Here is a 21981-nt window from a genome sequence, read left to right as displayed (position 1 = left end):
GCGTTGATCCTTCCCGGTAAATACATACAAAAATACATCAGCGAGCGGCCATTTACCGCATACGGTTCAGGCGCGCCCGTCAGGCAGGTAGAATAGCCGCCACCTTACGCAAGATGCGACCCGCACATGACCGATCTGACGCTTTATCACAACCCGCGCTGCTCGAAATCCCGCGGTGCGCTCGAACTCCTCGAAGCCCGCGGCCTGACCCCTACCGTGGTGCGCTACCTCGAAACGCCGCTGAGCGCCGCCCAACTGCGCGACCTGCTGGCCAAGCTGAACATCAGCGCACGGCAATTGCTGCGCAGCGGCGAAGACGAGTACAAGGCCCTCAACCTGGCAGACAGCGGTCTCACTGACGCGCAGCTGATCGACGCCATGGCTGCACATCCCAAGTTGATCGAGCGGCCGATCCTGGTCGCAGGCGACAAAGCCGTGATTGGTCGCCCACCGGAAAAAGTCCTGGAGATCCTGTCGTGAGTGCGCCTTATATTCTGGTTCTGTTCTACAGCCGCAACGGTTCGACCAGCGAAATGGCCCGGCAAATTGCCCGAGGCATCGAACAGGGCGGCCTCGAGGCGCGCCTGCGCACAGTGCCGGCCATTTCTGCCGAATGTGAAGCCGTGGCCCCGGCCATTCCGGACGAAGGCGCGATGTACGCCAGCCTCGACGACCTGAAAAACTGCTCGGGGCTGGCCCTGGGCAGCCCGACGCGTTTCGGCAACATGGCCGCACCGCTCAAGTACTTCCTGGATGGCACCAGCAACCTGTGGCTGACCGGCGCGCTGGTGGGCAAGCCGGCCGGTGTGTTCACCTCCACTGCCAGCCTGCACGGCGGCCAGGAAAGTACCTTGCTGTCGATGCTGCTGCCACTGATGCACCACGGCATGCTGGTCACCGGGCTGCCCTACAGCGAATCGGCCCTGCTGCACACCACGGCAGGCGGAACGCCCTATGGCCCGAGCCATCACGCAGGTGCCGACGGCAAGCGCGGGCTGGACGAGCACGAAATCGCCCTGTGCCGGGCCTTGGGTCAGCGTTTGGCCACCATTGCCCGCAAACTGGAGAGCAACCGTGGCTAAAAAGCCAAAAGTGCTGCCGCCCATCGAGTGGCTGCAGCCGCGGGTAAGGCTGATGCGGGTAGTGAGCCTGGCGTGCTTCTTTGGCCTGATCGCCCTGCTGTGTGTTTATTACCTGATGTTTGCCAACCTGCACGGCGCGCGCCCGTGGGTGATCCTGCTGATCGAACTGGTGCCCTTGATGTTTGTGGTACCCGGCATGCTGATGGGCAGCCCCCGTGGGCACTCGTTCACCTGCTATGTGGTCAACCTGTACCTGATCAAGGGCGCGCTGGCGGCATTCGACCCGAACCGCCAGGTGTTCGGCCTGCTGGAGATCGCCGCCAGCGTGGCGGTATTTGTCAGTGCATTGCTGTTTGTGCGCTGGCGCTACCAACTGGATCGACGCCTGAGCGGCGAGTGATGCAGCTGTTGTGGGAGCGGGCTTGCTCGCGAACGGCCTTCGCGAGCAGGCTCGCTCCCACAATTGAAGTTGCTCGGCGGCTTAGTGATTCACCGTAAACGCCAGCATCTGTGACAGCTGGCACATCGGCCGGCCACTTTCGGCGTGCCACTGGTTGAAGGCGTTCTGCACAATCGCCAGGTCACGCAGGCTGGTGGGTGCCTTGTCCACCAGCTTCTGCGCGTTCAGCGCGGCCACCACGTCATAACTTGGCACAAAGGTGTCCTTGCCAACCATGCGTAAAAAGCGTGGAGCCGACAAACCACCCAACTGATGCCCATGCTTGGCCAGGTACTTCCACAAACCGACGATATCAGTCACTGGCCACTGGGCGATAAACGCGCCAAAACTGCCGTACTCGTGGGCAATGTCGAGCACCATCTGGGCATTGCGTGGCACGCTTTTAAGCTTGCCCAGATGGCGAATGATCCGCGCATCCTGCATCAACCGCTCCAGATGCTCGGCGCCCATCAGCACGACTTTCTCCGGGTCGAAACCGAAAAAAACCTCTTCAAATACCGGCCACTTGGCATCAACCACACTGTGTTTGAGCCCGGCACGGAACACCCGCAGGGCCAGGGTCGACAGGTAGCGATCATCGCTGATATGGCGCAACTGTTCCGCAGTTCTCGGGACAGGCAATTGGGCTTCAAGTGCGGCTGACGAACCAAAGCGGTTCAGACAGTATTCGTGCAGCCATTTGTAGTCGCGCATGCCCTCTCCTCTCGGCAATTTACAGATTGAGCAGGTTGACGAAACGCGGCGTTGCGCTTTCGTCGATCTTCAGGCTCGCGAAATCAAACAGGTTACGGTCCGCCAACTGAGACGGGATCACGTTCTGCAGGCTGCGAAAGATACTCTCGGTGCGGCCCGGCGTCTTGCGGTCCCACTCCTGGAGCATGTCCTTGACCACCTGGCGCTGCAGGTTCTCCTGGGAGCCACAGAGGTTGCACGGGATGATCGGGAACTGCTGCCAGTCGGAATAGGCCTGGATATCCTTCTCGTTGCAGTACGCCAGCGGACGAATCACCACATTGCGCCCGTCATCGGAGCGCAGCTTGGGCGGCATCGCCTTGAGGCTGCCATTGAAGAACATGTTGAGGAAGAAGGTTTCGACGATATCATCGCGATGATGCCCAAGTGCCATCTTGGTCGCACCGATTTCATCGGCAAAGGTGTACAGGGTGCCGCGACGCAGGCGCGAACACAGCGAGCAGGTGGTCTTGCCTTCGGGGATCAGCTCCTTGACCACCGAGTAAGTGTCTTTTTCAACGATGTGGTATTCCACACCCAGCGACTTGAGATAAGCCGGCAGCACGTCCTCGGGGAAACCCGGCTGCTTCTGGTCCATGTTCACGGCCACGATCTCGAACTGGATCGGCGCGACTTTCTGCAGGTGCAGCAACACATCAAGCAGGGTGTAGCTGTCCTTGCCGCCCGACAGGCAGACCATCACCTTGTCGCCATGCTCGATCATGTTGAAATCGGCAATTGCCTCACCGGTCAATCGACGCAGGCGTTTCTGGAGTTTGATTTGAGAGACCGAGTGAGTGCCCATAGCGCTTCAATTCCGCGAGTTAAGACCAAAAGCCGGGGATTTTACCGAAAAATACCCGGTCAACGAACCCCTTGCCTGCCTAAAGACGCCAATGCGATAAGACCGCCTTTGACAGCACAATAAGCTCTAAGGAGCCGAGGTTATGGGGCGGCAGGTTTCCTATACTTGTCATCAAGGCCGCACGCCTGTCTGCTTCTCAATACGTTCTGGCTGCGCGACCGGCACGCGTCCCACTGGGGGCGATGCGTCTTATACAGGAGCGACAGCCATGATCCATCACGTTGTGGGCCTTTTCACCCACCCCGATAAAGAGTGGCGCGAAATCCGTGGTGATGCCGAAGAAAGCATCGGCCATATGTATTTCACGCACACGTTAATTCTGGCAGCGATTCCGGCCATTTCTGCATTTATTGGCACTACCCAGGTGGGCTGGGTAATCGGTAACCGCGCCCCGGTGATGCTGACTCTGGACAGCGCCCTGTGGATGACCCTGCTGTCCTACGCCGCCATGCTGGTAGGCGTGGCCGTGATGGGCGCATTCATTCACTGGATGGCCCGTACCTACGATGCACAACCCAGCCTGCCGCGATGCGTGGCCTTTGCCACCTACACGGCCACACCGTTGTTTATCGGCGGGCTGGCGGCGCTGTATCCGCATATGTGGCTGGGCATGATGGTGGGCACCGCTGCCATTTGCTACACGGTGTACCTGCTGTACGTGGGCCTGCCTACCTTTATGAGCATCGACCCGGACGAAGGCTTCCTGTTTTCCAGCTCGGTGCTGGCGGTGGGCCTGGTGGTGCTGGTGGCGATCATGGCCTTCACCGTGATCGTCTGGGGCCTGGGCGTCGGGCCGATCTACACCAACTAGGCCACAACCCGTGGAAGCGAACCTGCTCGTGATTGCTGTTCGCGATCAGGCTCGCTTCCACGGGCTCATGAAGACCATTGGGCGCCAACAGGTTCGCAACCCCAGCGCTTGCGGCATAATCGCCGGCTCTGGAGAACCGAACCGCATGCCCGAGCTGCTCAATACCCGCGTCGAAGACTGTTTCCAACAGGCCGAAGTGTTTTTCAAACGCCCCTTCAAACGCCCCGTCGTCAGTTTCAAACTGCGCGGGCAAAAAGCCGGGGTCGCCCATTTGCATGAAAACCTGCTGCGCTTCAACCCGCAGCTGTACCGTGAAAACAGCGAAGACTTCCTCAAGCAGACCGTCCCCCATGAAGTGGCGCACCTGGTTGCCCATCAACTGTTTGGCGAGCGCATCTCGCCCCACGGCGAAGAATGGCAATTAATCATGCGCGGGGTGTACGAACTGCCGCCCAATCGCTGTCATACCTACGCCATCAAGCGTCGCAGCGCCACCCGCTATATCTACCGTTGCCCCTGCCCTGACAGCGACTTCCCGTTCTCGGCCCAGCGTCACGCTTTGGTCAAACAAGGCCGCGGCTACCTGTGTCGACGCTGCCGTAACCCCCTGGTGTTCAGCGGCCTGACCCGGGTCGAATGAGCAGGCATAAAAAAACCCGTCCGAAGACGGGTTTTTTTATGCACTCAAACTTACTTGAGCAACACCGGGGCCGGGCCTTCAGCCACACCCAGATCATCTTGCGGACGGGTATCCTCCAGCGGACGGCCGCCAGAGTTCAGCTCGGTTTGCAGGGTGTCGGTGTCCAGTTCCTTGACCCACTTGGCCACCACCAGGGTTGCTACCGCGTTACCGATCAGGTTGGTCAGGGCGCGGGCTTCGGACATGAAGCGGTCGATACCCAGGATCAGCGCCAGACCGGCTACCGGCAAGTGCCCTACAGCCGACAGGGTTGCCGCCAGTACGATAAAACCACTACCGGTGACGCCAGCAGCACCTTTGGACGACAGCAACAGCACCAGCAACAGAGTGATCTGATGGGTGATATCCATATGGGTGTCAGTCGCCTGGGCGATAAACACGGCCGCCATGGTCAGGTAGATCGAAGTACCGTCGAGGTTGAACGAGTAACCGGTCGGGATCACCAGACCCACTACCGATTTCTTCGCGCCCAGGCGCTCCATTTTCACCAGCATGCGTGGCAGGGCCGATTCCGACGAGGACGTACCCAGTACGATCAGCAGCTCTTCACGGATGTAGCGGATCAGCTTCAAAACGCTGAAACCGTGAGCGCGGGCAATACCGCCCAGCACGATCAGCACGAACAGCACGCAAGTGATGTAGAAGCAGATCATCAACTGACCCAGCTGAACCAGCGAGCCTACGCCGTAAGCGCCGATGGTGAAGGCCATCGCGCCCAGCGCACCGAGGGGTGCCAGCTTCATGATCATGTTGATGATATTGAACATCACGTGAGCGAAGCGATCGATAAAGTCCAGTACCGGCTTGCCGTAGGCACCCAGGCGATGCAGGGCGAAACCGAAAATCACCGAGAACATCAGCACTTGCAGGATATCGCCATTGGCGAAGGCGCCAACAATGGTCGACGGGATCACGTTGAGGATAAAGCCTACGATGCTCTGGTCTGCACCTGCCGACACGTAACCGGCAATTTTGCTGGCATCCAGGGTCGACACGTCAATATGCATGCCTGCGCCAGGCTGAACCACGTTAACCACAACCAGGCCGATCAGCAGCGCGATAGTCGACACGACTTCGAAGTAGAGCAAGGCATAGCCGCCGGTTTTGCCGACCGATTTCATGCTCTGCATGCCGGCAATACCGCTCACCACCGTACAGAAAATAATGGGCGCGATGACCATCTTGATCAGTTTGATAAAGCCATCACCCAACGGCTTGAGGGCAACACCGGTTTCCGGGTAGTAATGGCCCAACAAGATACCGATAGCGATCGCTACGATTACTTGCACATACAGGGATTTGTACAGTGGCTGACGAGTCGTCATTGCAAAGTTCCTCAAGTGCATCACTCAATCATCATTCCGTCTGAGACTGGTGACACCTAAAGCGCGAACCCTCCTGTACTTGGAGGGATTTGTTTTTGGGGCTGCTCTTACGGCAGCCCTCTCGCACTTATTGCAAGCCGTGGGCCACATTGCGCAAATGCCGCGCAATAGCCCATGGCGCCTGAGTTTGAAGGAAAATTCTTATATATTTTGCAGGTCAGGGTTTGGCGGGATTCCGCCCATTGGGCGTGTTGAAACGCAGAAGGTGGCGGATATCCGCCTGAACCCCACGTACTCCCGTAGCAGCTACCAGGGTTCGTCGATTAGCCCGCCGGGAAATAAATCCTGAACGCCGCGCCGCCCAACGAGGAATCTTCCAGGGTCAAGGTGGCGTCATAGCTTTCAATGATGTCCTTGACCACCGCCAGACCAATGCCCTGCCCCGGATGCTGGCGGTCAAGCCGTTCGCCGCGCTGCAGGATGCGCGCACTCTGATCCGGCGGCACTCCAGGACCGTCATCTTCGACGCAGACCTCAATGCCGTGAACGTTACGGTGCAGGCTGATACGTACCTGGCTCAAGCACAGCCTGTAGGCGTTTTCCAGCAAGTTGCCCAGTAATTCCAACAAGGCATTCTGCTCGATCGGCACATGGCTCAGCTCAGGGATGTCATAGCTGACCTTGACCCCCTTGTCGCGATAGACCTTGTCCAGCGTATTGCACAAGCTCTGTACCACCGGCAGCAGTTCGACCTGGTGACGTACCAGACCACTCTTGCGCAAGCTGGCACGCTGCAACTGATAGCCGATTTGCTGGTTCATGCGCTCGATCTGGCTTTGCAGGACCCAGGCCTGTTCACGGTCAGCCGGGCGCTGGGCCATGCTTTCGCTCACGCCCTGCAATACCGCCAGCGGGGTTTTCAGGCTGTGGGCCAGGTCATCAAGAGAATCGCGATAACGTGAGCGCTGTTCGCGCTCGCTTTGCAGCAAGCGGTTCAACGAGCCGGTCAGGCGCAGCAGCTCACGCGGGTGCTGCTCGCTGAGGCTGTCGCGCTCGCCGGTTTCGATTTCATCCAGTTCCTGACTCAAACGTCGCAAGGCACGTAACCCCCACGTCAGACCAATCCATAGCAATGCCAGCAGCACAATCAAAGCTGCGCCGAACCCCAGATAAAGATTTTCCCGCAGGCCTTCCAGTGTGCGGTTGTATTCGCGCATCGGTTGCAGGGCGACAAAGCTGAAGGCAGCACTTTTGCCACCGAGCAACTTGACCTCTACGTCGTAGACAAAAAACTCTTCGCCGTTATCTTCGCGAATACTTGCAAACTCGTTGCCGCGCCCGTCATAGCGCGGCCGGTAATTGATGGTTTCTTCCTGAGTGGCCCGCGAGCGCCACACCAGGTGCCCGTCGCGGTCATAGATATAACCCAGCAGGCGACTGTCCGGCAGATCGAACTGCTCATCGGGCAGCAACGCCGGCATCTTGAGGCGGTTCTTTTCCATCTTTGCCGCTGAAATCAGCGTGGTGACATCTGACGCCAGGCGCTGCTCTATGGCGTCCTTGAGCGCCAGACTGAACGCTCCCTGCATCGCCGGCAACAGCGCCAGCATAAACAACACGGCCAACAGGGTTGCCGCCAGCATCAATCGAACGCGAAGCGAACGAATCATCGGCAGCGCTCAGTAAACAAGTACCCCAGGCCGCGCACCGTATCGATTGGCTTAAAGCCGTTTGCCCCCTCCAGCTTGCGTCGCAGGCGCCCGACCAGCACCTCGATCACATTCGGATCACGCTCCTCGTCATCCGGGTACAGCTGTTCCATCAGTCGGTCCTTGGCCACCACTTGCTGGTGATGGCGCATCAGGTATTCAAGAATCCGGTATTCATAAGCGGTCAGCGCCAGCGGCTCGCCGTCGAGCACCGCCTGCTTGCGGTTGATGTCCAGCACCAGCGCCCCCGCCACTATCGTCGGCTGGGTAAAGCCACTGGAGCGGCGCAGCAAGGCATTGAGCCGCGCATCCAGCTCTTCGAACTGAAAGGGCTTGACCACATAGTCGTCAGCGCCCGCTGCCAGCCCTTCGACCTTGTCCTGCCAATTGCCACGGGCGGTGAGAATCAGGATCGGAAACGTCTTGCCCCGGGCACGCAACTGGCGAATCAGTTCCAGGCCACCGAGCCCCGGCAAACCCAGGTCAATCATCGCCAGGTCATGATTGAACTGTTCGGTCTGGTACAGCGCCTCTTCGGCATTGGCCACCGCTTCGACCACATGGCCACTTTCTGTCAGACGGGTTTGCAAGTGATGGCGCAGCAACGCCTCATCTTCAACCACCAGCAATTTCATCGCGCTCTCCCAAGCCAATCCGCGTCTCGAAGGACGTGTGTCCCATACAGCCTAGCCACACAGTAAGTTGTGTGCCCTGAACATACTCTGAACAATTGCACAGCCGGGCCAAGCCCCGGCACAATGCCCGGCATGAACCGACTCCCCGCCCTGCCTGCCTGCTGCACGCCATTGCGTGACGACTGGCCCTTGCCAGAGGTCCTGCCCGCCAGTGTGTGGCTGAGCACAGACTTTATCCCGGCACAGCTTGAAGACGACGACTTTGCCCGCAGTGCAATCGATATGCCTGCGAGTATTCAACGCTCAGTGGCCAAACGCCAAGCCGAATTTCTGGCCGGGCGCCTGTGCGCCCGCGCAGCGCTGCGGCAACTGGATGGCACTTGCGTGGCTCCCGCCCTGGGTGAAGACCGCGCGCCCGTGTGGCCAGACCATATCAGCGGCGCCATCACCCACAGCAACGGCCGCGCCGGGGCACTGGTAGCCTTTAAACGTGACTGGCAGGCCCTGGGCATCGACCTGGAAACCCTGCTCAGTCTCGAACGCGCCAGGCGCCTGGCCAAGGAAATCCTTACTCCCGATGAGCTTGTGCGTATGGCCGCCGGGCCTGCAGATCAGATTGCGCTGCTGGTCACCTTGACGTTTTCGGTCAAGGAAAGCCTGTTCAAGGCGCTATACCCGCTGGTGCAAAAACGCTTCTACTTTGAACACGCCGAAGTGTTGAACTGGACCCCCCAAGGGCATGTACGCCTGCGCCTGCTCACCGACTTGTCACCTGAGTGGCAACATGGCAGTGAGCTGGATGCGCAGTTTTGCCTGCTGGACGGGCAACTGCTCAGCGTGGTGGCGATAAAAGCCTGACCCCGTTGCCCTGTGGCCGCGGGATACGCCCGCCATGCTATCGTGCGCGCCCCTGTTCGAACGGTTTGCCACCATGCCTGTGACGTCTCGCGCCCTGCGTCTGGCGCTGTATTGCCTGTTGATCCTGGCCGGAGCCATTCTGGCTGGCGGCTGGGCGATGCGTCAGGCCAAACAGCACGCACTGGAAGAGAGCGCCAGGCGCGGGCCTGAACAATTGAGCCTGTATGCCAATTCGCTGTACACGGTGATCGAACGCTATCGCGCCCTGCCAGCCGTACTGGCACTGGACCCGGAGTTGTCGGACGCACTGGCGCACCCCATGACGCCACAGGTGCAGGCGCTGCTCAACCGCAAGCTGGAACGTATCAACGGTGCAGCACAATCTTCGACACTGGAGTTGCTCGACAGCACCGGCCTGGCAGTAGCCGCCAGCAACTGGAACACGTCCAATAGTTACGTCGGTCACAACTACGCGTTCCGCCCGTATTTCAGCCAGACACGCAGCCAGGGTACCGGCAGCTTTTATGCCGTGGGCGTAACCAGCGGCATACCGGGTTACTTTATGTCCAGCGCGGTACAGGGTGCCGACGGCCGGTTTCTGGGCGCCATGGTGGTCAAACTGGAGTTTCCGGAACTGGAGCGCGAGTGGAGCCACGGCAGCGACACGCTGCTGGTCAGTGACAACCGGGGCATTGTATTTATTGCCAATCAGCCCGGCTGGCGCTATCGCCACCTGCGCGAGCTGAACGACCGCGACCGCAGCGCCATCAGCGTGACGCGACAATACGACAAGCAACCGCTAACGCTGATGACCTCGCAGACCTTGCACAGTTTTGGTGAAAACAGCTACCTGAGCCGCGTCAATGGCCCGCAGGGCCAGGCCGACTACCTGTGGGGCTCGCAACCCCTGAACATCGAGGGCTGGACGCTGCACTTGCTGCGTCGCCCGGCAATACCGGCCGAAGACAGCCGCAATGCCGCCCTGGCGGCAATCGGCCTGTGGCTGACGCTGGTATTTCTGGGGCTGTTTTTACTCCAGCGCTGGCGGCTCGCCCGTTTGCGCCAGCGCAATCGGGCAGAACTTGAACAACTGGTCGAGGCCCGTACCCGGGATCTGCGCACCGCCCAGGATGGCCTGGTGCAATCCGCCAAACTGGCGGCGCTGGGGCAAATGTCAGCGGCGCTGGCCCATGAAATCAACCAGCCCCTCACCGCCCAGCGCATGCAGCTGGCGACCTTGCGCCTGTTGCTCGATCACGGTCGTATCGATGACGCCTACAAAGCCCTGGAACCCCTGGAGCAGATGCTCACACGTATGGCCGCCCTCACCGGCCACCTGAAAACCTACGCCAGGCAAAGCCCCAGCGGCCTGCGTGAAAAACTGGATCTGGCTAATGTGGTGGATCAGTCCCTGCAACTGCTGGAGCCGCGCCTGAAGGACGAACAGATCGACTTGCGCGTCAATCTGCAGCGTCCGGCCTGGGTGCGTGGCGACGCAATTCGCCTGGAGCAGGTACTGATCAACCTGCTGCGCAATGCCCTGGACGCCATGGGCGACAAACCGCGTAAACACCTTGAGATCCGTATCGAAGCCGACCAGCAACTGTGGCGCCTGACCGTCACTGACAGCGGCGGCGGAATTGCCGATGAATATTTGGGTAAAATTTTCGACCCGTTCTTCACCACCAAACCCGTGGGCGATGGATTAGGCTTGGGCCTGGCGGTGTCATACGCCATTGTTCATGAAATCGGTGGTCGCCTGACTGCTTGCAATCACGTTGATGGCGCGCAATTCACGCTGACACTGCCCATCGCACAGGAATCTTGAGACATGCTCAACTCGGTGATCGTGGTCGATGATGAGGCCAGTATTCGCAATGCCGTCGAACAGTGGCTGAGCTTGAGCGGCTTTGACGTGCAGCTTTTCAACAACGCCGAAGACTGTCTGCACCGGTTGCCTGCGCATTTTGCCGGAGTGATTGTCAGCGATGTGCGCATGCCGGGCATGGGCGGCCTGGCCCTGCTGACCCGGTTGCAGCAACTGGACGCGGATTTGCCGGTGATCTTGCTGACCGGCCATGGCGATGTACCCATGGCCGTGGAGGCCATGCGTGATGGTGCCTACGACTTTCTGGAAAAGCCCTTCAGCCCCGAAGCCCTGCTCAGCAGCCTGCGCCGCGCGCTGGAAAAGCGCCAACTGGTACTGGAAAACCGCCGTTTGCATGAGCAGGCAGACCTGCGTGAGCAGATCGACGGGCGCCTGCTTGGGGTATCGCGCAGCTTGCAGACCTTGCGCCGTCAGGTCCTGGAACTGGCGCCTCTGCCCGTCAATGTGTTGATTCGCGGCGAGACCGGCAGCGGCAAGGAGCTGGTCGCCCGCTGCCTGCATGATTTTGGCCCACGTGCCGACAAGCCCTTTGTGGCCCTCAACTGCTCGGCAATCCCCGAGCAACTGTTTGAAGCCGAATTGTTCGGCCATGAAAGCGGCGCCTTTACCGGCGCCCAGGGCAAGCGCATCGGCAAGCTGGAGTACGCCGATGGTGGCACCTTGTTTCTGGATGAAATCGAAAGCATGCCACTGGCCCAGCAAGCCAAACTGCTGCGAGTGCTGCAGGAGCAAAAACTCGAGCGTCTGGGCTCCAACCAGAGCATCAACGTGAACTTGCGGGTGGTTGCCGCCACCAAACCCGACCTGCTCGACGAAGCCCGCGCCGGACGCTTTCGTGAAGACCTGGCCTATCGCCTGACCGTGGCCGAATTACGCCTGGCGCCGCTGCGTGAGCGGCGCGAGGATATTCCCTTGTTGTACGACGCCTTTTCACGCAATGCCGCTGAACGCCTGGGGCGCAGTGCACAAGTGCTGAGCGGCCCGCAGCTGTCGCGTCTGCTCAGCCATGCCTGGCCAGGCAATGTGCGCGAGCTGGCCAACGTAGCCGAGCGGGATGTGCTGGGTTTGGGCGAGCCGCAATTGCCCGACACCGACGCGGGGCAATCACTGGTGGCGCAACAGGAAGCCTTCGAGGCGCAGTGCCTGCGCGCGGCGCTGACCCGGCATAAAGGTGATATCAAGGCAGTGCTCAATGAGCTGCAGCTGCCGCGACGTACCCTGAATGAGAAAATGCAACGCCACGGGTTGGCGCGTGAAGCATTTTTAAGTGCCGAATAAACCACCCCCCTGGCCTTTCGGGAGAGGGACGCGGGGCTTTTGTTCAGCCCTAGCGCGCCTTGTCCTCACGCCCGCGCAGTACCTGGTCGGGCATCGCCAGCGCCGCCGCCAGCCCCAGCAATGACACTGCCGCACTGATGCTCAACAGATGACGGAAGGTCAGCAGCAGTTCTGCTCTCAGGCTTTGCAGCGCCGGCCCCTGAACCGCGCTCAGACTGTCGAGCAGTACATTGCCCGAGCTGCCTTCGCCAATCAGCGGCTGGCCCATGACCGGTACCGGTAACGAGTCATGCAGCAATGCCAGCAGCAGGGCCGACATCAAGGCCACCCCCATCGCCCCGCCCAGGGCACGAAACAGGTTGGTGGTGCTGGTCGCCACGCCAATATCATGCTGTTGCACCGAGTTCTGCGCGCCCACCAGCGACGTCGGGAACTGCATGCCGGAAGCTATCCCGCTGAACAGCATAAACACCCCGCTCAACAACTCGGCGCCGGGCGGGCTGAATGCCATGCCCAAAATGGACAGGGGCATCAGCGCCGCCCCGCTCAAGATCATCGGTTTGTAGCGCCCGGTTACCGAAGTCATGCGACCGGCAAAATAAGCCCCCATCGGCAACCCGATGGCCAGCGGCAACAGGTGCAGGGCCGCGCTGTCGGCACCGGCGCCAGTGATGCTCTGATAGCGCAGCGGCATCAACACAATCAGCGAAATAGCCTGAAAACTGGTGAAAAAAACCGTGCACCAGCACAGCACCGCATGGCGGTTGGCAAACAGGTGCATGGGCAGCAACGGCTCTGGCGTGCGCCGTTCATGCCAGACAAACAGCGCCAGGGCGATCAGCGCCACCACCAGAAAGCCTGCGACCTGTTGGTCATGCCAGCTTTGGCCCTGACCGATAAAGGTGATGCTCAGCAGCAGTGAAGTCAGGCCCAGGATCATCAACATAGTGCCCAGGTAGTCAATCACGGGTTTGCGCTGCGGCACCGGCAGGCCGACCAGGGTACGGTGGGAGATCCACCAGGCCGCCAGCCCCAGCGGCAGGTTGATCAGGAATACCCAGCGCCATGACAGGTACTCGGTCATATAACCGCCCAGCACCGGCCCGGCAACGCTGGCCAGGGCATACATGCTGCTGAAGTACCCCTGGTAGCGGCCGCGTTCACGGGGCGGGACGATATCGCCGATGATCGCCTGGCTGACCGAAATCATCCCGCCGGCGCCAATGCCCTGAATGATCCGCGCCAGCACCAACTGCTCCATGTTCTGTGCCAGCCCGCAAAACAGCGAAGCCAGGGTAAACAGGCCCATGCCGAACAGCATCAGGCGGCGGCGCCCGTACAGGTCACCGAGCTTGCCGTAGATCGGCACCGCCACGGTCATGGCCACCATATAGCCGGAAATCACCCACGCCAGCTGGCTGACATCCTTGAACTGGGCGGAAATGGCGGGCATGGAGACGGCGACGATGGTCTGATCCAGCGCCCCCAGAAAAATCGCCAGCATCAGGGCAATCAAAATGCTGCGAATGGCCGGTTTGGCCTGGGGAGGCTGGTTCAGACTGGTCACGTGAACACCTGTAGGCGAAGCTTGTATCGGATGGCCCTCAGTGTACTCGATAGGATCCTATTCGATAGCTTCGTAAGGGAGCCCGACGTAATTTTCTGCAATGGTGGTGCGGCCTGCCTCGGAGTCGACGAAATACGCCAGCTCGCTGTCAGTAATGCGCTGGCTGAAGCCGTCGCTGTCCGGAAAACGGTGCAACATCGAGGTCATCCGCCAAGAGAAGCGCTCGGCCTTCCAGATACGCCGCAGGCACACCTCGGAATAGCGCTCCAGCAAGTCGGTGCGGCCCTCGGTGTAGACCTTGCACAACATAGTGAACAGGGTGCTGACATCGCTGGCCGCCAGGTTCAAACCCTTGGCCCCGGTCGGCGGCACGATATGAGCGGCATCCCCCAGCAGAAACAGGCGCCCGTACTGCATCGGCTCAACGACAAAACTGCGTAGCGGCGCGATACTTTTCTCGAGGGAAGGCCCGGTCACCAGGCGTTCGGCCAGAGCCGTGGGCAGGCGGGTTTTCAGCTCGTCCCAGAAGCGCTGGTCGGACCAGTCCTCGACCTTCTCCCCAGCAGGAACCTGCAGGTAATAACGGCTACGGCTGGCCGAGCGCTGACTGCACAGGGCAAAACCGCGCTCGTGGCGGGCATACACCAGTTCGTCATTGACCGGTGGAGTCTCGGCCAATACACCGAGCCAGCCGAAGGGATACACCCGTTCGAAAATTTTCAGTACATCACTCGGAATCGACTGGCGCGCCACCCCGTGAAAACCATCGCAGCCCGCAATGTAATCGCAGTCCAGGCGCCAGCTTTCGCCCTCTTTATCGAAGGTGACATAAGGCGTATCGGTTTTCATATCGTGGGGCTGGACGTTGCTGGCGCTGTAAAGGGTTTGTGCGCCGACGGCCTCGCGAGCGTCCATCAGGTCGCGGGTGACTTCGGTCTGGCCATAGACCATCACGGTCTTGCCGCCGGTCAGGCCCTTGAGGTCGATATGCACCTGGCGATCATCCAGCGCCAGCTCAAAGCCCGCATGCACCAACCCTTCGGCGTCCATGCGCTGGCTGACACCGGCCTGGCGCAACAGGTCGACCATGCCCTGCTCCAGCACCCCGGCGCGAATCCGCCCGAGGACATATTCGCCGGTCTGGCGCTCGATGATGACGTTATCAATCCCGGCGTTGTGCAGCAGTTGGCCAAGCAGCAGCCCTGAAGGACCGGCACCGATAATAGCGACTTGAGTTCTCATTATTGTTGTCTCTCGCAGACTCGACCCCAAGGGGTGAGTAGATTCTTATAGGTTAGTGCCTGTATTTTTCGCTTGCGAGAGCAGCAATTGAAGGTGATAACCCTGGGATTACCGGTACTTTTCGCCAATTAGTGCGATTATCGGCCGACGATACGACAACAGGTACGACGCCAATGATTCCTTCAGTCCCGGTGTTCAAGCTTTATGGCGAGCAGCAAGACCGGCTTGGCCCCGATCTGCTGCACTGCGAAACCATATCGCTGCGCAGCCGCGTCCACGATTGGGAGATCCGCCCGCACAGGCACGCCGACCTGTGCCAGTTGCTCTATGTCCACCAGGGTCGGGCGCAGGTTGAGGTCGAGGGGCAGCGCCATATCCTGGAGCAATCGGCGGTTCAGGTTATCCCGCCTTTGTGCGTGCACGGGTTTGAGTTTTCGCCCAACGTAGAAGGCTTTGTCCTGACCCTGGCCGCGCCGTTGGTGGCGCAGTTGCAAGCCCAGCTGGGCGACAACATCAGTCTGTTGCAGCGGGTCGCCAGTTACCCCGCAGGCAAGGACAGTGATTACCTCAACAACCTGTTCAGTGAGCTGCAAAGCGAATACGACAGCGTACGCCCTGCCCGCGAAATGCTGCTGCAGTCGCTGGTCAGCGTGCTGTTGGTGTGGGTGGCACGCCAGGTGCTCCAGCGGCGTGAGGCGCGACAGTTGCTACCACGGGGGCACGAGTATCTGGGCCTGTTCAATCAACGGGTCGAGGCGCAGTTTCGCCAGCAGCCCAGTGTTGAGCAGTTGGCACATCAGGTGGGGATTTCAGTGGCGCACTTGAACAGCATCTGCCGCGAGCTGGCGGGACAGTCGGCGTTGCAGATCATTCACCAGCGGTTGTTATTGGAGGCCAAGCGTCATTTGATTTATACACCGATGACCATCAGCGAAGTGGCTGATAGCCTGGGTTTTGCAGATCCGGCGTACTTTGCGCGGTTTTTCCGACGCCTGAGTGGGACATCACCCAGTACTTTTCGAACCGGGCGGACTGACATAATCAGCCCGCCCTGACACTCCGGGGCATCCTACCTCAGAGCGCTGAACATGGCATTGCAGTGCGCGCCATTGCAACTGGCGATCAATCCGGCTGCCTGGCGGGTTTGCTCGGCGCGGTAGCAAGCGCTTGCAAACAGGACAGCGGCAGCGAAAACGATAAAAACAGTCATACATGTTGTTTTTGTTTTGGTAGTCATGGCATTGGCTCCCTTGACGTCACAGCTTTGAGGCTAGTTCAGACACAGGTTCTTGCCATGCCAGTTGTACGAGTGGTCGTGCCCGATTTCATCCTTCAAATGGACTAGACATGTAATTCCTGTAGCCGCTGCAGCGAGGGAAAACTGCACTTGTGGGAGCGAGCAGGCTCGTTCCCACAATAGGGCTTGATCTGCAACAGCGTATCTATAGATATTTATCCCACACCGGTTCGTCGGTAAAGCGCTCGGCGAGGAAGTCGAGCATGCTGCGCAGCGTGGCCGGCATATGTTTACGTGAGGCGTACACCGCGTAGATGTTCATCAGGCGCGGTTCTGCTTCGGGCAACAGGCGCACCAGCTCACCGCGCTGTACAAACACCCCGGCCTGATAGCTGGGCAGCAGCGAAATTCCCGCGCCAGCCAGTGTGGCACTCAACAGGGTGCTGGCTTCATTGGCGCTGATATTGCCCTGCACCGGTACCGACACCTCCTCACCCTCGCAGGTGAAATGCCACATGCTCTTGCCGTAGTAGGAATGGGTCAGGCAGTTGTGCCCACTAAGGTCATCGACCTGCTGCGGCGCCGAGTGTTGGCGTAAATAGGCCGGGGATGCGCACAGCACCGAGCGACAAACGGTCAGCTTGCGGGCAATCAGGCTCGGATCCAGGTCATTGCTGGTACGAATTGCCAGGTCGATGCGTTCATCCACCAGGTTCACGGTACGATCGAGCATCTGCAGGTCGATGCTGACCTGGGGGTAAAGCCGTACGTAGTCGGTGACTGCCGCCGCCAATTGCGCCTGGCCGAACGAGGTGCTGACGCTGATCCGCAACAGCCCCCGCGGCGCATCACTGGGCACCTCCACCGCGGCCTGCATGTCGTCGGCCAGTTCCAGCAACTGCCGGCAGCGCGGCAGGGTTTCATTGCCCGCTGCCGTCAGACTCAGCTTGCGCGTGGTGCGGTGCATCAGGCGTGCGCCCACCCACTCTTCAAGTTCGGCCAGGTAACGCGACACCACGGGGCGCGACAGATCCAGGTGGTCGGCTGCCGCAGACTGGCTACCGAGGTCGACGACGGTGACAAACACCCGCATTGCAATAAGACGATCCATGATCTGCCCGATATCTGAAACAAACTATGTTCAAGCATCGCATTTTTAGTTCGCGATCGGGCAACTAAGCTCTGTCCATCGCCAACCCTGGCCACTGATTCAGGAATCACCCATGAGCGGATTTTCCACCCTTCGCCGTTTTGCCCTCAGCGCTGCAATGCTGGGTTTTGCAGCCCATGCGGCGGCGGCCCCGGCGCCTTTGACCCTTGACGTGTACAACCCCGGTGCAGCGGCGATTTTCCCGGTTTCTTCGGTGCTGATCAGTGGTGACAAGGACGCCATCCTGGTCGATGTCCAATTTGGCAAGGCCCAGGCCCGCCAGGTGGTCGACAAGATTCGCGCCAGCGGCAAACACCTGACCACCATCTATATCAGCCACGGCGACCCGGACTACTACTTCGGCCTGGAGACCCTGACCCAGGCGTTCCCTGACGCCAAGGTGGTGGCCCCGGGGCCGGTGGTTGAGCATATCAACCAGACCAAAGACGCCAAGCTGGCGTTCTGGGGCCCGCAGATGGGGGCCGATATGCCGCAACAGTTGATCGTGCCGCAGGTGCTCAAGGGCAACACCCTGGACCTTGAAGGGCGTGAACTGGATATCGTCGGCCTGAGCGGACGTCAACCGGACCGCACCTTTGTATGGATCCCTTCCATCAAGGCGGTGGTGGGCGGAGTGGTAGTGGCCGACAACCTGCACGTATGGATGGCCGACACCCAGACACCGCAATCGCACAAGCAATGGCTGGCCACCCTTAAACGTATCGACAGCCTGCAACCGAAAATCGTGGTACCGGGCCATTACCTGGGTGACAGCGACCGCTCGTTGAAAGCGGTGTACTTCACCCGCGACTACATCAAGGCGTTTGACGAAGAGGCGCTCAAGGCCCGCAACTCGGGCGAATTGATAGCGGCCATGAAAAAACGCTACCCGGACCTGGGCGAAGAATCTTCGCTGGAACTGAGTGCCAAGGTGGCCAAAGGCGAAATGAAGTGGTGAACGCTACTACCTACTCACTGGAGAATATCATGAGCAAAATCGCAATCATCGGGGCTACCGGTCGTGCCGGCAGCCAACTGCTGGAAGAAGCCCTGCGTCGTGGTCACAGCGTCACGGCCATTGCCCGCAATGCCTCGAAAAAACTGGGTGAGCGTACGGGAGTGGTGGTCAAGGATGTCGATGTCAACAACGCCCAGGCCCTGCAAGATGCCGTCACTGGCCATGATGTGGTGCTCAGCGCCGCGCATTTCTCGACCCTGCCGGCCTCGGCCATTATCGAGCCGGTAAAAAAAGCCGGGGTCAAACGCCTGCTGTTTGTGGGCGGTGCAGGCTCACTGTTGCTGCCGGGTGACACCAAAGTCATCGACAGCCCGGGCTTCCCCGACGAATACCGGCCTGAAGCCACGGCAGGCGGCGTCTACCTCGACACCTTGCGCGGCGAAAAAGACCTGGACTGGAGCTTCCTGTCACCCTCGGCCGAATTTGTCGAAGGCGAACGCACGGGCAAGTTCCGTCTGGGCAGCGACCGCCTGCTGATCAACAGCGAAGGCAAAAGCTGGATCAGCTTCGCCGACTTTGCCATCGCCATGCTCGATGAGGTCGAACAGCCCAAGCATTCCCGCCAGCGCTTTACGGTGGGGTATTAAGTTTCAGGGTACGGGGCGATTGCGCCATTTCGCGCTTCGCCCCTTGCCGGTGGACTCAATCAAACCTTCGGATTTCAAAGCGCGTAACACCAGGCGCACCGTGTCTCGGCTCGTACCGGGGCATGCCTGCTCAATCTCGCTGATTGAAAAGGGCAGTGAACGGTTCAGTACGGCTATGCGAACGCGGCTGCTCTTGTTACCGTACTTTTTCTCGATGGTTCCAACCCGCGCTTCAAACTCTTTATAGGCTTTGATCAGCGCGCCCCAAAAGTAATTGAGCCAAGGCCCTGCATCGTGAGTGCCTGAATGCCAATTAACAGAGCTGGCCTCCAGGGTTTCGTAATAGCTCTCCTTGCTGTCTTCAAAAATCCGCTCAAGGCTGATGAAACGGCCTACGACGTAATCAAACTGATAGAGCAGCAAGAGAGTCAGCAGGCGTGCAACGCGACCGTTGCCGTCTGCAAAGGGGTGGATACACAAAAAGTCCAAAACACACAACGGAACCAAAACCAGTGGATCGGCAAGTTTTTGCTGATTTGCGCTGTAATAGCGGCTTAGCAGATCACTCATGGCCATCGGCGTCAGATGAGCGGGAGTGGGTGTGAATCTCACCCTGAGACTACCATCAGGATGACGCTCGATGATGTCGTTGTTGGTTGATTTCCAGCTGCCTCCCTCTTGTGGCAAGTATCGATAAAGAATCGTATGTAACTGGCGTACCGTGCCTTCCGAGAAAGGCATGGCATCGCAGGCTTCGTGTATCAGCGACAGCGCATCCCGATAGCCGGCAACTTCCTGCTCGGAGCGACTTTTAGGCTGGGCATTTTTGATCATCAAGGATTTCAGGCGGCTGGGCGAAACGATTACGCCTTCCAGACGGCTGGATGATTCTGCGGACTCAATTACTGCCTGCTGCTTGAGATCTGCGAGCGCTTCTGCCGATTGGGCGACAAACAGCTTTTGCTTGCCCCTGTACTCGCCCAGCGCCCTCAGGGTTGAAAGCTGCAGGCCGTCAAAGCGAAGTTGGGTCAGATGTTCGACGGTGAGCGAGTGCATAAACGTCCTTAAATAGGGTAATCCAAAGGATTAAATGGGGCTTTATTGACTGTTTTTACCCCATTTACTCAAGAAATACCCCCTTTAAACTGTTACAGCGATTTTTTCCGCACCAGGAGAATGGGCTGTATCGATACAGGGTTAATCCGTGCAGCGCGTCTGCTCCACCAGCCAGTCCAGCAACTCGCGCAACGGCGCAGACGCCTCGTGGCGTGGTGAGCACACCAGCAGGTAGGCGGCGCCGGTATGCACTTTGAAATCGAAAGGCATGGCCAGTCGGCCTGCCTTGAGGTCGTCGCCAATCAATGACCAGTCGCCTATCGCAACACCGTTGCCCTGGGCGGTAACGGTCATGGCCAGGTCCAGGGTGTCGAAGTACTGGCTCTTGCGGATCGCCGACACCTCGCCCCCCGCCGCATTCAGCCACTGGGTCCAGTCCTGCTGGTCTCGGCTGGGATGTAGCAGGGTGTGCTGCGTCAGATCGCCCAGCTGGTTGATGGCATCGCGACCCTCCAGCAGCTGCGGGGCACACACCGGGGTCAGTTGTTCGTCAAACAGGTGCCTGCCCTGTCGCTTGGGCCCTGGCTGCGGGCTGTACACCACTGCCGCATCAAACGCCTCACGGCGAAAATCCACCCCGTGCTGCACACTACTGGTCAGTTCCACCGGCACATCCGGGCGCAATGTTTGCCAATGCAGCAATTTGGGTAGCAGCCAGCGCAGCATGCAGGTGGGTGCCTTGATCTGCAGCGGGGTACGGCGAATGCTGGCGTACTCCACGGCCTCGCCAATCAGGTCGAATACCTGTTCGATACGCGGGTACAGCGCCTGGCCCTGCTCGGTCAGGCTCAGCCCACGGGCCTGGCGGTGGAACAGCGGGTAACCCAGATGCTCTTCCAGCCCGGCAATTTGTCGGCTCACCGCCCCTTGGGTGATATGCAACTGTTCGCCGGCACGGGTGAAGTTGCAGCACTGGGCCGTGATCAAAAACGTATGCAGCGCAGGAAGTGGTGGAAGGCGTTTCATCAATGGTCAGCCATGAGTCCAGGACATGGCTAGTATGAGCACGTTTGCGTTGTGCGTACCACAGCCGGCCGTTTCAATGGTCTTTTCCAGAACAAAAAAGGAACAGGACACATGGCGACGTGCGGCGAAGTATTGGTCAAGTTGCTGGAGGCGTACGGGGTCGAACAGGTGTTCGGCATTCCGGGAGTGCATACCGTTGAGCTGTATCGAGGGCTGGCCGGTTCGACGATCAACCACATCAGCCCGCGTCATGAGCAGGGTGCTGGCTTTATGGCCGACGGCTATGCACGCACCAGCGGCAAACCGGGGGTGTGTTTTATCATCACCGGGCCGGGAATGACCAATATCACCACCGCAATGGGCCAGGCCTATGGCGACTCGATCCCGATGCTGGTGATTTCCAGTGTGCAGTCGCGCAGCCAACTGGGCGGCGGGCGCGGCAAGCTGCACGAGCTACCGAACCAGAGCGCGCTGGTGGCCGGGGTGGCGGCGTTTTCCCATACGCTGATGTCGGCGACGGAACTACCAGGCGTACTGGCCCGGGCCTTTGCCCTGTTTCAGGCCGGCCGACCGCGGCCGGTGCATATTGAAATACCTCTGGACGTGCTGGTGGAGAATGCCGACGCCCTGCTCGCCAGCCTGCCGGTGAGCATTGCCCGCCCCGGCGCCGCGCCTGCTGCCATTGAACAGATGGGCCAGCTTCTGGCCCAGGCCAAACACCCGCTGATTCTGGCGGGTGGCGGCGCCATCGATGC

22 protein-coding genes are annotated in these 21981 nt (G+C 59.7%); 12 read left to right on the top strand and 10 right to left on the bottom strand.

Going from position 1 to position 21981, the window contains the following annotated elements; genetic code table 11:
* Window positions 1-126 precede the first annotated feature (126 nt).
* From arsC to GHO03_RS07280, 3 genes are read left to right on the top strand one after another with little or no spacing between them, the layout of a single operon-like run.
* On the top strand, window positions 127-480 hold the full coding sequence (gene arsC / locus GHO03_RS07290) for an arsenate reductase (glutaredoxin) (protein ID WP_095019417.1): 354 nt from the start codon (window positions 127-129) through the stop codon (window positions 478-480).
* Complete coding sequence (gene wrbA / locus GHO03_RS07285) at window positions 477-1082, top strand: NAD(P)H:quinone oxidoreductase (RefSeq protein ID WP_095003063.1); 606 nt, start codon at window positions 477-479, stop codon at window positions 1080-1082. The genes arsC and wrbA overlap by 4 nt, the downstream gene beginning before the upstream one ends.
* The gene (locus GHO03_RS07280; RefSeq protein WP_095003062.1) at window positions 1075-1482 is read left to right on the top strand and encodes a DUF2069 domain-containing protein; all 408 of its coding nucleotides are present in this window, start codon (window positions 1075-1077) and stop codon (window positions 1480-1482) included. The genes wrbA and GHO03_RS07280 overlap by 8 nt, the downstream gene beginning before the upstream one ends.
* A gap of 81 nt (window positions 1483-1563) precedes the next feature.
* Here GHO03_RS07280 and GHO03_RS07275 read toward each other — a convergent pair whose 3' ends face one another.
* Both GHO03_RS07275 and ttcA read right to left on the bottom strand, forming a co-directional pair.
* A complete protein-coding gene (locus GHO03_RS07275; protein WP_095020929.1) occupies window positions 1564-2235 on the bottom strand; it encodes a DNA-3-methyladenine glycosylase I in 672 nt (223 codons plus the stop codon).
* 19 nt (window positions 2236-2254) lie between these two features.
* Window positions 2255-3079: a tRNA 2-thiocytidine(32) synthetase TtcA gene (ttcA, locus tag GHO03_RS07270; protein ID WP_095003060.1), complete on the bottom strand. Its 825-nt coding sequence runs from the start codon at window positions 3077-3079 to the stop codon at window positions 2255-2257.
* 268 nt (window positions 3080-3347) lie between these two features.
* On the opposite strand from ttcA, the gene GHO03_RS07265 reads away from it, so the two are divergent.
* Together GHO03_RS07265 and GHO03_RS07260 are read left to right on the top strand one after the other, a co-directional pair.
* Window positions 3348-3950, top strand: a complete 603-nt coding sequence (locus GHO03_RS07265; RefSeq protein WP_095003059.1) for a Yip1 family protein — start codon at window positions 3348-3350, stop codon at window positions 3948-3950.
* Between the two features lie 145 nt (window positions 3951-4095).
* Window positions 4096-4590, top strand: a complete 495-nt coding sequence (locus GHO03_RS07260) for a SprT family zinc-dependent metalloprotease (protein ID WP_095019416.1) — start codon at window positions 4096-4098, stop codon at window positions 4588-4590.
* A gap of 50 nt (window positions 4591-4640) precedes the next feature.
* On the opposite strand, the gene GHO03_RS07255 is transcribed toward GHO03_RS07260, so the two are convergent.
* The 3 genes from GHO03_RS07255 to GHO03_RS07245 form a co-directional block, all read right to left on the bottom strand.
* Window positions 4641-5975, bottom strand: a complete 1335-nt coding sequence (locus GHO03_RS07255) for a dicarboxylate/amino acid:cation symporter (RefSeq protein ID WP_095003057.1) — start codon at window positions 5973-5975, stop codon at window positions 4641-4643.
* Window positions 5976-6298: 323 nt separating this feature from the next.
* Window positions 6299-7645, bottom strand: coding sequence for an ATP-binding protein (locus GHO03_RS07250; protein WP_153399489.1), 1347 nt, complete (start codon window positions 7643-7645; stop codon window positions 6299-6301).
* Window positions 7642-8319, bottom strand: a complete 678-nt coding sequence (locus GHO03_RS07245) for a response regulator (protein ID WP_016779832.1) — start codon at window positions 8317-8319, stop codon at window positions 7642-7644. Before GHO03_RS07245 ends, GHO03_RS07250 begins: the two co-directional genes overlap by 4 nt.
* A 132-nt stretch (window positions 8320-8451) precedes the next feature.
* Between GHO03_RS07245 and GHO03_RS07240 the strand changes: the two genes are divergently transcribed.
* From GHO03_RS07240 to GHO03_RS07230, 3 genes are all read left to right on the top strand, one after another.
* The gene (locus GHO03_RS07240) at window positions 8452-9177 is read left to right on the top strand and encodes a 4'-phosphopantetheinyl transferase (protein WP_095024303.1); all 726 of its coding nucleotides are present in this window, start codon (window positions 8452-8454) and stop codon (window positions 9175-9177) included.
* Between the two features lie 73 nt (window positions 9178-9250).
* Window positions 9251-11005, top strand: coding sequence for an ATP-binding protein (locus GHO03_RS07235; protein WP_095003105.1), 1755 nt, complete (start codon window positions 9251-9253; stop codon window positions 11003-11005).
* A gap of 3 nt (window positions 11006-11008) precedes the next feature.
* Entirely contained in the window at window positions 11009-12343 is a 1335-nt protein-coding gene (locus GHO03_RS07230) for a sigma-54 dependent transcriptional regulator (RefSeq protein ID WP_095019414.1), read from the top strand.
* 49 nt (window positions 12344-12392) lie between these two features.
* Here the strand turns inward: GHO03_RS07230 and GHO03_RS07225 are convergent, their stop codons facing one another.
* Both GHO03_RS07225 and pobA read right to left on the bottom strand, forming a co-directional pair.
* Window positions 12393-13910, bottom strand: coding sequence for an MDR family MFS transporter (locus tag GHO03_RS07225; RefSeq protein WP_095019413.1), 1518 nt, complete (start codon window positions 13908-13910; stop codon window positions 12393-12395).
* 57 nt (window positions 13911-13967) lie between these two features.
* Window positions 13968-15152 (bottom strand): 4-hydroxybenzoate 3-monooxygenase, encoded by a 1185-nt coding sequence (pobA, locus tag GHO03_RS07220; RefSeq protein ID WP_153399487.1) that lies wholly within the window; start codon window positions 15150-15152, stop codon window positions 13968-13970.
* A 173-nt stretch (window positions 15153-15325) separates the two neighbouring features.
* Between pobA and GHO03_RS07215 the strand changes: the two genes are divergently transcribed.
* A complete protein-coding gene (locus tag GHO03_RS07215) occupies window positions 15326-16207 on the top strand; it encodes a helix-turn-helix domain-containing protein (protein ID WP_095019411.1) in 882 nt (293 codons plus the stop codon).
* 387 nt (window positions 16208-16594) lie between these two features.
* On the opposite strand, the gene GHO03_RS07210 is transcribed toward GHO03_RS07215, so the two are convergent.
* Window positions 16595-17500 (bottom strand): LysR family transcriptional regulator, encoded by a 906-nt coding sequence (locus GHO03_RS07210; RefSeq protein ID WP_095024300.1) that lies wholly within the window; start codon window positions 17498-17500, stop codon window positions 16595-16597.
* Between the two features lie 112 nt (window positions 17501-17612).
* On the opposite strand from GHO03_RS07210, the gene GHO03_RS07205 reads away from it, so the two are divergent.
* On the top strand, window positions 17613-18497 hold the full coding sequence (locus tag GHO03_RS07205; protein WP_133144858.1) for an MBL fold metallo-hydrolase: 885 nt from the start codon (window positions 17613-17615) through the stop codon (window positions 18495-18497).
* A gap of 29 nt (window positions 18498-18526) precedes the next feature.
* Entirely contained in the window at window positions 18527-19144 is a 618-nt protein-coding gene (locus tag GHO03_RS07200; protein WP_095025569.1) for an NAD(P)-dependent oxidoreductase, read from the top strand.
* Window positions 19145-19147: 3 nt separating this feature from the next.
* Here the strand turns inward: GHO03_RS07200 and GHO03_RS07195 are convergent, their stop codons facing one another.
* Both GHO03_RS07195 and GHO03_RS07190 read right to left on the bottom strand, forming a co-directional pair.
* Entirely contained in the window at window positions 19148-20200 is a 1053-nt protein-coding gene (locus GHO03_RS07195) for a Fic family protein (RefSeq protein WP_095003047.1), read from the bottom strand.
* Between the two features lie 141 nt (window positions 20201-20341).
* Entirely contained in the window at window positions 20342-21226 is an 885-nt protein-coding gene (locus GHO03_RS07190; RefSeq protein ID WP_153399485.1) for a LysR substrate-binding domain-containing protein, read from the bottom strand.
* Between the two features lie 111 nt (window positions 21227-21337).
* On the opposite strand from GHO03_RS07190, the gene GHO03_RS07185 reads away from it, so the two are divergent.
* A partial coding sequence (locus GHO03_RS07185; RefSeq protein ID WP_256668443.1) for a thiamine pyrophosphate-binding protein occupies window positions 21338-21981 on the top strand: 644 nt, incomplete at its 3' end.

The organism is Pseudomonas sp. FSL R10-1339, from assembly GCF_009600545.1.
In the GTDB taxonomy this organism is placed as follows: Bacteria; Pseudomonadota; Gammaproteobacteria; order Pseudomonadales; family Pseudomonadaceae; genus Aquipseudomonas; species Aquipseudomonas bubulae.
This window is presented reverse-complemented; position numbering and strand designations above follow the sequence as displayed.